This window comes from Catenulispora sp. GP43, assembly GCF_041260665.1.
In the GTDB taxonomy this organism is placed as follows: Bacteria; Actinomycetota; Actinomycetes; order Streptomycetales; family Catenulisporaceae; genus Catenulispora.
Genome location: NZ_JBGCCT010000002.1, coordinates 114,425 through 126,570, shown reverse-complemented (window position 1 = coordinate 126,570; position 12,146 = coordinate 114,425). Strand labels below are relative to the sequence as shown.

At 72.9% G+C, this 12,146-nt stretch carries 11 protein-coding genes; 7 read left to right on the top strand and 4 right to left on the bottom strand.

Annotated features, from left to right (window positions below):
- Positions 1–30: 30 nt before the first annotated feature.
- Entirely contained in the window at positions 31–921 is an 891-nt protein-coding gene (locus ABH926_RS04195; protein WP_370363964.1) for an NAD(P)H-binding protein, read from the bottom strand.
- Between the two features lie 204 nt (positions 922–1,125).
- Between ABH926_RS04195 and ABH926_RS04190 the strand changes: the two genes are divergently transcribed.
- On the top strand, positions 1,126–1,539 hold the full coding sequence (locus tag ABH926_RS04190; RefSeq protein ID WP_370363963.1) for a winged helix-turn-helix transcriptional regulator: 414 nt from the start codon (positions 1,126–1,128) through the stop codon (positions 1,537–1,539).
- A 42-nt stretch (positions 1,540–1,581) separates the two neighbouring features.
- Positions 1,582–2,778: a DNA polymerase IV gene (locus tag ABH926_RS04185; protein ID WP_370363961.1), complete on the top strand. Its 1,197-nt coding sequence runs from the start codon at positions 1,582–1,584 to the stop codon at positions 2,776–2,778.
- Here ABH926_RS04185 and ligD read toward each other — a convergent pair.
- Positions 2,773–3,849, bottom strand: a complete 1,077-nt coding sequence (ligD, locus tag ABH926_RS04180) for a non-homologous end-joining DNA ligase (protein WP_370363960.1) — start codon at positions 3,847–3,849, stop codon at positions 2,773–2,775. The genes ABH926_RS04185 and ligD overlap by 6 nt on opposite strands.
- Positions 3,846–4,979 (bottom strand): ATP-dependent DNA ligase, encoded by a 1,134-nt coding sequence (locus ABH926_RS04175; protein WP_370363958.1) that lies wholly within the window; start codon positions 4,977–4,979, stop codon positions 3,846–3,848. The genes ligD and ABH926_RS04175 overlap by 4 nt, the downstream gene beginning before the upstream one ends.
- Before the next feature lie 74 nt (positions 4,980–5,053).
- Between ABH926_RS04175 and ABH926_RS04170 the strand changes: the two genes are divergently transcribed.
- Positions 5,054–5,386, top strand: a complete 333-nt coding sequence (locus tag ABH926_RS04170; RefSeq protein ID WP_370363957.1) for a hypothetical protein — start codon at positions 5,054–5,056, stop codon at positions 5,384–5,386.
- A 93-nt stretch (positions 5,387–5,479) separates the two neighbouring features.
- Here ABH926_RS04170 and ABH926_RS04165 read toward each other — a convergent pair whose 3' ends face one another.
- Positions 5,480–6,124 (bottom strand): RraA family protein, encoded by a 645-nt coding sequence (locus ABH926_RS04165; RefSeq protein ID WP_370363956.1) that lies wholly within the window; start codon positions 6,122–6,124, stop codon positions 5,480–5,482.
- A 411-nt stretch (positions 6,125–6,535) separates the two neighbouring features.
- Between ABH926_RS04165 and ABH926_RS04160 the strand changes: the two genes are divergently transcribed.
- The 4 genes from ABH926_RS04160 to ABH926_RS04145 all read left to right on the top strand — a co-directional run bounded on the left by ABH926_RS04160 (position 6,536) and on the right by ABH926_RS04145 (position 12,133).
- Positions 6,536–6,922 (top strand): ArsR/SmtB family transcription factor, encoded by a 387-nt coding sequence (locus tag ABH926_RS04160; protein WP_370363955.1) that lies wholly within the window; start codon positions 6,536–6,538, stop codon positions 6,920–6,922.
- A gap of 43 nt (positions 6,923–6,965) precedes the next feature.
- On the top strand, positions 6,966–9,854 hold the full coding sequence (gene mgtA, locus ABH926_RS04155; protein WP_370363954.1) for a magnesium-translocating P-type ATPase: 2,889 nt from the start codon (positions 6,966–6,968) through the stop codon (positions 9,852–9,854).
- Positions 9,855–9,960: 106 nt separating this feature from the next.
- Positions 9,961–10,593 (top strand): GPP34 family phosphoprotein, encoded by a 633-nt coding sequence (locus ABH926_RS04150; RefSeq protein WP_370363953.1) that lies wholly within the window; start codon positions 9,961–9,963, stop codon positions 10,591–10,593.
- 115 nt (positions 10,594–10,708) lie between these two features.
- Positions 10,709–12,133 carry an FAD-dependent monooxygenase gene (locus ABH926_RS04145; protein ID WP_370363951.1) on the top strand — a complete coding sequence of 475 codons (1,425 nt, stop codon included), beginning with the start codon at positions 10,709–10,711 and terminating at the stop codon, positions 12,131–12,133.
- Positions 12,134–12,146: the final 13 nt, after the last annotated feature.

Here is a 12,146-nt window from a genome sequence, read left to right as displayed (position 1 = left end):
GTCAACCGCCCAAGCCCCGGCAGCCGCCGGTCACCGTGATCCCGCGACGGCCTCGGTGACGGCTTCGGCGATGGCGGCCCGGACCGGTCGCGGCGCCGCGTCCAGCAACCCCGGCAGATCCGACCCCGCGGCCTCGGCGCGTCCGGCGATGACGTTCGAGAACAGCGACAGCGCATGCGTGATCTGGTAGGGCTCCGGCCCGCCGCCCTCCAGCGCGGCACGGGTCTCGGCGAGCGAGGCGGCGTGGTAGGCGACCGGCCGGCCGAGCACCTCGGCGAGGATCCGCGCCAGGTCCGCGCCCCCGACCGCGGTGTCGCCCTCGAGTTCGTACCCGCGGTCGGCGTGCCGGCTCGCCCGGCCGGCGGCCAGATCACGGTCCGACTCGGCGGCCACCCGCACCGCCGCGTCGGCGAGGTCCTGCTTGGCCACCACCGACAGCCGGCCCTGCCCGAACGGCGCCGCGAACACCCCGGTCGCCGCGGCCCGCACCACCCCGGCCGCCGCGAGCCCGACCGGCACCTCGGTGTACAGGCCGTTGCGCAGCATGGTCGTGGTGTACGGACCGGAGGCGAAGCGGGCCTCGCTCCAGCGATGCGGCAGGGCGATGGTCATGGACTCGCCGGAGGCCGCCAGGCTCGTATAGATCAGATGCCTGACACCGGCGGCCGCCGCCGCGTCGGCCACCGCGCCGTGGCGGGCGTAGACGACGTCGTCCTCGGCGTACCCCGCCGACACCACCACCAGGACGTCCACGCCCTGGAACGCGGCCGGCAGCGAGCCCGGGTCGTCGAAGTCGACGCGGCGCGCGGCGACGCCGTCGCCGGAGCGGGTGCCCGCCACGGTCCGCACGTCATCGAGCCCTGACAGGCCCTCCAGGATCAGGCCGCCAAGGCTGCCGGAAACGCCGGTTACGAGAATCATCACAAACCTCCATGAGAACGCTGCTGAGGTCCGAAGCGGACGACACCCAGGCTCCGCCAGGCGCGCCGGCGTGCAGAAGAAGGCACTTTCGGATCACCCGGGCACACCGCGGTAACCCCGCGGGTCCGGCGCTCGCCGGCCGAGCCGGATGTGACCCGGGTCACATCTCGGAATAGCCCCGCGCGCCTCGGCGTCCTGGAAACCGTGACGGACGTGAACAGCTGGGCACTGCCCGCGACACAGACCGACGAGCACGGCCCCTGCGGCGACGACGACTGCGGCATCCGCGACGTCCAGGACCGCCTCGGCGACCGCTGGTCGGTCCTGGTGATCGCGGAACTGGCCAAGGGGGTGCGCCGTTTCGGCGCGCTGAAGGCCGCGATCCCCGGCATCTCCCAGCGCATGCTGACCGTCACCGCCAAGCGCCTGATCCGCGACGGCATGGTCGAGCGCACGGTCTACCCCACGATCCCGCCGCAGACCGACTACCGCCTCACCCCGATGGGGGAGAGCTTCGCACAGGCGGTCGCCGAGCTGGCCGACTGGTCGCGGCGGCACAAGGACGCCGTGGCCGTGGCGCGGCTGCGCTTCGATCTGGACCACCCCGGAGAGCTGTAGCCGGCAGGGCATATCGGCTGTTGACCGGCCATACTGGGACCCGTGTCCACCACCGACTGGGTGCTGCACGTCGACCTCGACCAGTTCATCGCCGCGGTCGAAGTCGCCCGGCGGCCCGAGCTGCGCGGCAAGCCGGTCGTGGTCGGCGGCCACGGCGACCCGACCCGCCGCGGCGTGGTGGCGACCGCCTCCTACGAGGCGCGCGAGTACGGCGTCCACTCCGGCATGCCGATGCGCACCGCCGCGAAGAAGTGCCCCGACTGCGTCTTCCTGCCCGCCGACCGGACCGCGTACGAGAAGGTCTCCGAGCGCGTGATGGCCACCCTGCGCGAGTTCCCGGTCGTGGTCGAGGTGATGGGCTGGGACGAGGCCTTCCTCGGCGCGCGCACCGACGACCCCGAGGCGCTGGCCGCCGACATCCGCGAAGCCGTGCTCGGCGAGACCGGCCTGTCCTGCTCGGTGGGCATCGGCGACAACAAGCTGCGGGCCAAGACCGCCACCGGGTTCGCCAAACCGGCCGGCGTCCACCGGCTCACCCGGGAGAACTGGGCCGCGGTGATGGGCGCGCGCCCCACCGAGGCGCTGTGGGGCATCGGCTCGCGCACCGGCAAGAAGCTCGCCGCACTGGGCCTGCACACCGTCGCCGAACTGGCCCGGGCCGACCGCGCGAGGCTCGCCGACCACTTCGGCCCGAAGATGGGCCCCTACTTCTGGCTGCTGGCCCAGGGCGCCGGCGACACCGAGGTGACCGGCACCCCGCACGTCGCCAAGGGCCGCAGCCGCGAGGTCACCTTCCAGCAGGACATCGAGGACCCGGCCGAGCTGGCCGCCCAGGTGCGGCTGCTGGCCCGGCACGTGGCCCGGGACGTCGCCGACGAGGCCCGGCCGGCGGCGCGGGTCGGGCTGAAGATCAGGTACGCGCCGTTCGTCACCAGGACGCGCAGCATCACCCTGCCGGAGCCCACGGCCGACGCCGAGGAGATCGAGCGCGCGGCGCTGGAGGTGTTCGCGCTGCTGGAGCTCGACCGGCCGGTGCGGCTGCTGGGGGTGCGGGTGGAGTTCCCGGAGCCGGACCCGGAGCCGGACCCGGAGCCGGACCCGGAGCCGGACCCGGAGCCGGACCCGGAGACGGAGACGGAGACGGAACCAGGACTCGATCCGGAGGTCGGACCAATGCTTGAACCGGAGGTAGAACTAGGCGCTGAAACCGTTGCGGACACTCAAATCCCGCCGTCATGAAGCGTCGGCCGGGTCCTTTTCCGGATCTGGGTCCGCATCCGCATCCGCGCCCGGATCCGCATCCGGATCCGGATGCTTGGCCCGGCTCGGCGCCACCCGCGGCGGCTCGTTCGGCATCTTCGGATAGACCGGCGGCCAGGGCGCGTCCATCAGTCCGTTCGCCATGTCCCGCCGCGACATCTCCAGCAGCGGCTCCAGCGACTGCGGCCGCTCGTTGTACTCGGCCCAGGGGTCGCCGCGCTCGGCGACCCGGTCCGGCACCGTGGCGATGGTCAGCTCGTCGGGGACGACAGTCATCAGCTCGTCCCAGAAGATCGGCGTCGACACCTGCGCGCCCACCCGCGGCCGTACGCACCACGCGCCGAACACCGTCTTGTGCGGCGCGTTCTGGTTGAAGTCCACGAACACCCGGGCACCCCGTTCCTCCTTCCACCACTGCGCGGTGATCTGTTCCGGATACCGGCGTTCCATCTCCCGGGCCAGCGCGACCGCGGCCGCGCGGACCTCGTAGCCGTCCCAGCGGTGCTGGAGGCTGACGTAGATGTGCAGCCCCCGCGATCCGGAGGTCTTCACGTACGCCTCGATGCCGAGCTCGGCCAGCAGCTGCCGGGTGAGCACCGCGGCGTGCCGGACCTCGGGGTAGCCGACGCCGGGGGAGGGGTCCAGGTCGATGCGCAGCTCGTCGGTCACCTCCGGGTCCGAGGCGCGGATCGGCCAGACGTGGAAGCCCAGGCAGCCCAGGTTCACGCCCCACACGATGTGCGCCATGTTCGCCGCGACCAGCGCGTCGCTGGTGGTGCCGTTGGGCGTGGAGACCTCCATGGTGGTCAGCCACGGCGGCGCCGTCTTCGGCACCCGCTTCTGGAACCACGACTTGCCGCCCGCGCCGTTCGGGTAGCGCTCCATCAGCAGCGGGCGGTCCTTCAGGGTGTTCATGATAGGCCCGGAAACGGCGAGGTAGTACTGGACGAGGTCCATCTTGGTCTCGCCGCGCTTGCTGAAGTACAGCTTGTCCGGGTGGGACACGGCGACCTCGGTGTCGTCGATGTCGAGGATGGTGTCCTCGGTCATGCGCCGCCGCCCTTCGCGCCGCCGTTCGCGCCACCCCCTGTGCCGCCCTCCGCCGCCGGGCCGAACACTTTCGCCAGCTCGGCCGGCGCCACCTGCTCCAGCTGCGCGTACGTACACGACTCCGGCGTCCGGTCCGGCCGGAAGCGGACCAGGCGGCCGCCGTGCCGGAACCGGCCGGACAGCAGGTGCTCGTACCTGACCTCGGCGACCAGTTCCGGCCGCAGCGGCTCCCAGGCCAGGTCCTTGTCGGCGGACCAGCGGCTGCGGGCCCCGGGCATGCGGTGGCCGTCGGAGCGCTCCTGGGCCTCTGCCTCGGCCCAGCCGCGCCAGGGGTGGTTGTCCAGGGCGTCCTCCCGCAGCGGCGCCAGCTCCCCGACCAGCTCCCGGCGCCGCGCCGCGGTGAAGCTGCTGGCCACGCCGACGTGGTGCAGGACGCCCTCGTCGTCGAACAGGCCGAGCAGCAGCGAGCCGACGCCCTCGCCGTCCTTGTGCCAGCGGAAGCCCGCCACCACGCAGTCGGCGGTGCGCTCGTGCTTCACCTTGAGCATGACGCGCTTGTTCTGCTCGTACGGCAGGTCCAGGGGCTTGGCCATGACCCCGTCGAAGCCCGCGCCCTCGAAGCGGGTGAACCAGTCCTGCGCGACGTCCGCGTCCTCGGTCAGCGGAGTCAGGATCACCCGGCCGTCCCCCGCCGGCAGCGCACCGGCCAGGGCCCGGCGGCGCTCGCGGAACGGCTCGCCGCTCAGGTCCCGGTCCCCGAGCGCGAGCAGGTCGAAGGCGACGAAGCTGGCCGGCGTCTCGGCCGCCAGCTTGCGCACCCGCGAGGCGGCCGGGTGCAGGCGGTTCTGGAGCGTGTCGAAGTCCAGGCCGTCACCGGTGACCACGACGATCTCCCCGTCCACCACGCAGCGCTCGGGCAGAGCCCGCGCCAGCAGCTCGACGAGCTCAGGGAAGTACCTGGTCAGCGGCCGGTCGTTGCGCGAGCCCAGCTCCACCTCGGGGCCGTCGCGGAACACGACGCACCGGAACCCGTCCCACTTCGGCTCGTAGGCCAGCCCCGGCGAGCGGGGCACCTCGCGCACGGCCGTCGCCAGCATAGGCCGCACCGGCGGCATGACCGGGAGATCCACTTCTCGACCGTAAGACGGCGGCCCGCCCTCGGCACTCCGGCGAGGGCGAACGGGCGGCGGCATACCATCGGGCCATGGACGCCGAGAAGCTGCGGGACTTCTACGCCCAGAGCGCACACGGCCGGCAGAGCGCCGAGCGCGAGTTCCGGGAACGCACCCACGGTTGGCACTTCGAGCTCGCCCCGGAGGCGGCGCAGTGGGCTGACGCGCACGCCGCCGGGGAGCGCTGGTCCTGGGCCGCCGAGGCGCTGGTGGTGCACGCGGGGCGGGCGATTCCGTCGGCGGCGTTGGAGGCCCCGGCGCGGCGGGGCGACGGTGCCGGTGTGCTGGCGATGCTGCGGCTGGTGGTGGAATCGTTCGGGACGGTGAGCACTTTCAGCGATCCGCCGGGGACACCGCGGCGATAACAGGCCCCATGGGATCTGGGTTCCGGAAGACGATCCGAGTTCCGGAACACGATCCGAGTTCCGGAACACGATCCGAGTTCCGGAACACCGGTATCAGCCCTCGAATCCACCATCGGCGAGCAGCTTGTCGATCCGCGCCCGGTGCGCGGCCTCCCACTCGTCCAGCGTCTCGGCCTGGTCCTTGGCCAGCTTCGCCCGCGCCGCCGCGAACACCTCGTCGCGCCGGGCCGCGGGCACCACCACGATGCCCTCCTCGTCGGCGACCACGATGTCGCCGGCGTGCACGTTCACGCCCCCGCAGTGCACCGTCACGTTGTGCGGCTTGACGACGGCCTTGGCGCCGGGGATCGGGATCACGCCGCGCGCGAACACCGGGAAACCGGCCTCCCGCGCCTCGGCCAGGTCGCGGATCACGCCGTCGATCACGAAGCCGGCGATGCCCCGGCGCTGCGCCACCGCCATCACGTTGCCGCCGGCCACCGCGTAGTCCAGGTCGCCGCCGGTGTCCACGACGATGACCGAGCCGGGGTCGGCGCGGTAGATGGCCGCGTGGACCATGAGGTTGTCCCCGGGCGGGCAGCGGACGGTGAACGCCGGGCCGGCCAGGCGCGCGGCTGCGCCGTTGGAGCCGTTCGCCCCGCTCGTCACGGTCAGCGCCCGGATACCGGTGTCCATGACGTTGTCGCGGCTGAGCACGTCGGCCAGGGTGGTGGTGGGTACGTCAGCGAAGGTGTCCATGCTTCCGTGATGGTAGGCGACGCGGGCCGGCGGCGGGCGGCTCACCGGCGCGGCGGGCGGCGTCGGTTCCGGCCCCGGCTGCGGCCGCGGCCGCGGCGCGCGGCGACCGCCGTGCAGCCGACTAGCGCCACGATGATCACGATGTATATTACGGCGCCGAGGGCCGGATGCCCGTAAGCCGTCGGGGGCGAAGCGGCGGGCATCAGCGTCCTGTTCGTCGGTGGCCTGATATGCCGATAGCCGCTCGGGACCGGAGTACGCGCCGATCCGGGGCCGGTTTTCGGAAGCTCTGTGTGATCGAGTGGTTGCGCAAACGTTTGAGCGGACTTCCCACGGTCGGGCACAATGGATCGAGAAACCCAAGCAGGGAAAGCCCCGGGCCACGACCCGGACGAGATGCGAGGAGGTGACATGCGCCGCAGACAAGAGTCCCGCACCGAGGACGACGCCGTCCCCGACGACGGGGCCCCCAGCCCACGCCTCCTCCAGGACGCGGCCGCCACCTTCGGCATGCTGGCGGCCACCACGCGGCTGCACATCGTGTGGCTGCTGGCCCGGGCGGAGCAGGACGTGACGGCGCTGGCCGAGGCCACCGGCAGCAACGTCGCCGCGGTGAGCCAGCACCTGGCCAAGCTGAAGCTGGCCGGCCTGGTCAGCGCCCGCCGCGAGGGCCGCCGCCAGGTCTATGTGGTCGACGACCCGCACGTGGTCGCGATCGTCCGGCAGATGCTGGACCACCACGCCGAGATGGCCGACGGCCGGGCCTCCGCGACCGGAAGGCCCGCCCAGACGGCCTAGCCATCGAGCGGTTCGCCGCTGCACGAGTCGGAAACGAACCGCCATGACCCTGCTGACGGACCGCACCGCCGCGCTGGCCGCGCGCGGCGAGCAGCCCGTGCTGCAGGTGCTGCGCGGCCTGGACAGCGGACTGCGCGGCCTGACCGAGGCCGAGGCGGCCGCCCGCCTGGCCCGCGACGGCGGCAACGAGATCGCCCGCCGCCGCGACGGACCGCCCGGCCGCGGCCTGACCACCGCGTTCCGGGCCCCGTTCCTGCTGGTCCTGACGGTCCTGGACGTGGTCCTTGCGATCAGCGCGGACCTCGGCGGCGTCCTGGCCATCACCGGCATGATCGCGATCGCCGCCCTGATGCGCTTCTGGCAGGAACGGCGCTCGCACCGCACGGTCGAGGCGCTGCGGGCGCTGGTCCTGACCACCGCCACCGTGGTCCGGCGCGCCGACGAGGACAGCGCGCCGCTGGCCCGCGAACTGCCCGTCGACCAGCTCGTGGTCGGCGACGTGGTGCGGCTGGCGGCCGGGGACCTTATACCGGCGGACCTGAGGCTGCTGCGCGCCAAGGACCTTTTCCTGGACCAGAGCCTGCTGTCCGGGGAGTCGATGCCGGTCGGGAAGCACGCCGAGCTGTCGGGGACGGTCGGCACGGGCGGCGCGCAGGTTTTCGGGCTGCCGCCGCGGCCGCGGAAGGGCGGGCGGGGCGTGCAGGGCGGGCAGGACGAGCAGGGCGATGTCGCCTGCGCCGGACCGACCGCCGGGCACGTGGTGCTGCCCTTTCCCGGGCAGCGTGGCTCCAGCCGGCCGCCGCAAACCGCTACCGCCGGCGCCGCCACCGCCAGCGCTACTGCCGCCCCCGTCACCACCCCCCACCCCTGCGACCACCCCGCCCTCTGCCTCGCCGGCACCCACGTCCTGTCCGGCACCGCCACCGCGGTCGTCATCGCCACCGGCGCCCGCACCTACCTGGCGGGCCTGGGCCGCGAGCTCGACGGCGGACGGCGGCCGGCCACCGCCTTCGACCGGGGCGTCTCCGCGGTCAGCTGGATGCTGCTGCGTTTCATGCTCGTGCTCGCGCCGCTGGTCTTCGCGGTCAGCGGGCTGGCCACCGGCAGCTGGCACCGGGCCTTCCTGTTCTCCGTCGCGGTCGCGGTCGGCATCACGCCCGAGATGCTGCCGGTCGTCGTCACCACCACGCTGGCGCGCGGCGCGGTCACGATGGCGCGGCGGCGGGTGATCGTCAAGCGGCTGCCGGCGATCCAGGACCTCGGGGCGATGGACGTGCTCTGCGTCGACAAGACCGGCACCCTCACGGAGGGCGCGCCTGTCCTCGCGCGCCACACCGACGCCTGGGGCCGCCCCGACGAGACCGTGCTCGACTACGGCGCGGTCAACAGCCTCCTGCAGGCCGGCTGGCGCAATCCCCTGGACGAGGCCGTCGTGGCGCACGCCGACGCGCTCGGGCTGGCCGATCCGGCCTGGGAGAAGGTCGACGAGATCCCCTTCGACTTCAGCCGCCGCCGGATGAGCGTGATCGTCGCGGCGCCGGACGGCGGTTTCGAACCCGACCACGTCCTGATCACCAAGGGCTCCGTCGAGGAGGTCCTCCAGTGCTGCACCTCGGTGCTCGACGGCGGCCTGGCCGTCCCGCTGGATCCGGGCCTGCGCGCCGGCATCGACGAGGTCGCCGCCGCCGACCGCGCCGAGGGCTTGCGGCTGCTGGCCGTGGCGATCCGCACCATCCCGGCGATCACCCGCCCCGCCGGCCGCCCCCACGCCTACACCCACCCCTACACCCACGCCTACACCCACGCCTACACCCACGCCTACACCCACGCCGACGAGTCCGACCTCACCCTCGTCGGCTTCCTCGGCTTCACCGACCCGGCGAAGGACTCCGCCGTCGCGGCGCTGGCCGAGCTGGCCGCGCGGGGCGTCGCGGTCAAGGTGATCACCGGCGACGAGCCCTCGGCCGCGGCCCGGGTCTGCCGCGACGTCGGCATCGACCCCGGCGAGGTCGTCGACGGCCGCACCCTGTCCGCCCTCGACGACACCGCCCTGGCTGTCCTGGCCGACCGCACCACCGTCTTCGCCAAGACCGACCCGCTGGCCAAGGCCCGCATCGTCCAGGCCCTGCGCCGCGCCGGCCGCACCGTCGGCTACCTCGGCGACGGTGTCAACGACGCCCCGGCCCTGCACGCCGCCGACGTCGGCCTCACCGCCCCCGACGCCACCGACCTGGCCCGGGAGACCGCCGACGTCATCTTGCTGGACAAGGACCTCACCGTCCTGGCCGCCGGCGTGGAGGAGGGCCGGCGCACCTTCGCCAACTCCCAGAAGTACATCCGGGCCGCGACCAGCTCGAACTTCGGCAACGTCCTGTCGGTGACGGCCGCCGCGGCGTTCCTGCCCTTCCTGCCGATGGCCCCGATCCAGCTGCTGGTCCAGAACCTGCTCTACGACCTGTCCCAGCTCGCGCTGCCCTGGGACTGCGTCGAGCCGGAGCAGACCGCCGGGCCGCGCCGCTGGAACAGCAGGGCCCTGCGACGCTTCGTGCTGCTCGCGGGTCCCCTCAGCTCGCTGTTCGACCTGGCGACCTGGGGCGTGCTCTGGTGGGTGCTGGGGGCCGGGGACGGACGGGTGCCGCTGTTCCAGACCGGATGGTTCGTCGAGGGCTTACTGTCCCAGCTGTTGGCGGTCCACATCATCAGGACCCGCAGAGTCCCGTTCCTGTCCTCGCGCGCGGCCCGGCCGGTGCTGCTGGCCACCGGCGCGGCGATGGCCGTGGGCCTGGCGCTGCCGTTCAGCATGGCGGTCCGCGGCATGGGGATGACCGCGCTGCCGGTCCTGTACTTCGGGCTCCTGCCGGTGATCCTGCTCGGCTACTGCGCGCTGTTGCAGACCGTGAAGCTCAGGTTCAGCCCGCATGACGACGGGTAGGGCCCCGGATGCGGGATGCGGACCTGCTTCGTTAGAACTCTGATGTAAGGGTTCGCAGTTGAGGGTGTCTTCCACACTCAGAGTAAGCGCCCTTATGCTCGGCCCTGTGACAATCGGGGACGATCTACTCCTACTCGCGATCAACCCGCGCGACGGACGCGTGCAAGCCGCCGAGCACATGGGAACGGCGCTGCGCGGCGCCGAGGCGCTGGATCTGAGCCTGGCCCGCCGCGTCGCGGTGGCCGACGGCCGGATCACGGTCGCCGACCCGCGGCCGATCGGCCACCCGCTGGTGGACCGCGCGCTGGCCACGCTGCACGCCGAGGGCTCCGCGCCCCGGCTGCATGCATGGTTCGCGGAGCGCCCCACCGAGCCGGCGGTGCTGCACCAGTACGTGGGGCTGCTGGCCGACCGGGGGGTGATCCGGGTCGAGCGTCGGGGGGACGGCGGCCGGACGCGTACCCGGCTGGTGCTGGTGGATATGGAGCGCAGCGCGTACGTGCACACCCGGATCGAGAACGTCGCCTCCAACGGCGACCGCGCCCTCGGCAGCATCGTGCACGCCTGCGGCCTGGACGAGTACCTGTACCCGGGACTGCGCGGCCGCTCAGCCCGGCGCCGGCTGGCCCGCATCACCGACGAGGACGGGCTGGCCCCCGGGGTGCGCGACGCGATCGACGCGGTCGCCGGGGCGGTGTCGCAGATGGTGAACCGCGACCAGTCCGGCGGCGCGTATTGACCGGCAGTGCTCACTGACCGCCGGCGCTTGATGACTGCCGGCGCTTAATGAGGCGCGCCGGCCTGCTGATCGCGATATACATCGACCGCCGAAGAACCCGACAGACAGGTGGCTCATGGCCGATGTGATCATTGCCGGATGCGGTCCGGCCGGCGCGATGCTGGCCGCCGAGCTGCGGCTGCACGCCGTGGACGTCCTCGTCCTGGAGAAGGAACCCGAGCCCGTGTCGCGGTTCCAGGTGCTCAGCCTGCACACCCGCAGCCTGGAGCTGCTGGCGATGCGCGGGCTGCTCGACCGCTTCCTGGAGAGCGGACGGCGACGCCCGATCAGCGGCGTCTTCGCCGGCATCTCCGCGCCCGCACCGGAGAACCCGGACTCCGCGTACGCGTACATCCTCGGCCTGCGGCGCAAGGACATCGACCGGCTGCTCGAACAGCATGCCCTCGACCTCGGCGCGCAGGTCCGGCACGGCTGCGAGGTGACAGGCTTCGAGCAGGACGAGCAAGGCGTGAGCGTCGAGCTGGCCGACGGGGAGCGGCTGCGTGCGCGCTACCTCGTCGGCTGCGACGGCGCGCGCAGCACGGTGCGCACACTGCTCGGCGTCGGCTTCCCCGGCGAGCCGGCGCGCACCGAGACGCTGATGGGCGAGATGGAAGTGGGCATGGCGCCGGAGGAGGTCGCCGCCACGGTGGCCGAGGTCCGGAAGGCCAATCCGCGGTTCAGCATCAGGCCGTTCGGCGAGGGGATCCACAGCGTCGTGGTCCCGACCGCGGACGTCACCGACCGCGCCGAGGCACCCACTTTCGAGGACTTCCAGCGGCGGCTGCGCGAGGTCGCCGGAACCGACTTCGGCGTGCACTCCCCGCGCTGGCTGTCCCGCTTCGGCGATGCCACGCGGCTGGCCGAGCACTACAGCGTGGGGCGGGTGCTGCTGGCCGGCGACGCGGCGCACATCCATCCGCCGACCGGCGGGCAGGGCCTCAACCTCGGTGTCCAGGACGCCTTCAACCTCGGCTGGAAGCTGGCCGCGCGGATCCACGGCTGGGCGCCGGAGGGACTGCTGGACACCTACGAGGCCGAGCGCCGTCCGGTCGCCGAGGACGTGCTGGACAACACCCGTGCCCAGATGGAGCTGTCGTCTCCCGGAGCCGGTCCGCGGGCCGTGCGCGGGCTGCTCACCCGGCTGATGGACTTCGACGAGGTGAACCGGTTCCTCGTCGAGGAGATCACGGCCGTCTCGGTCCGCTACGACTTCGGCGAGAGCCGGGACGCGGTCGGCCGCCGCATGCCCGACACCGATCTGGACGGCGGCCGGCTCTACGACCGGATGCACCGAGGCCGCGGGCTGCTTCTGGACCGCACCGGGAAGCTGACGGCCGGCGGCTGGTCCGACCGGGTCGACCTCATCGCCGATTCCGTCGCGGCGGTTGACGTTCCGGCCGTGTTGTCGCGTCCGGACGGACATGTCGCCTGGATCGGCGACGACCAGCAGGGCCTTGACGAGCAGATGTCCCGCTGGTTCGGAGCGGCCGCGGACTGACGTCGGGGACTCA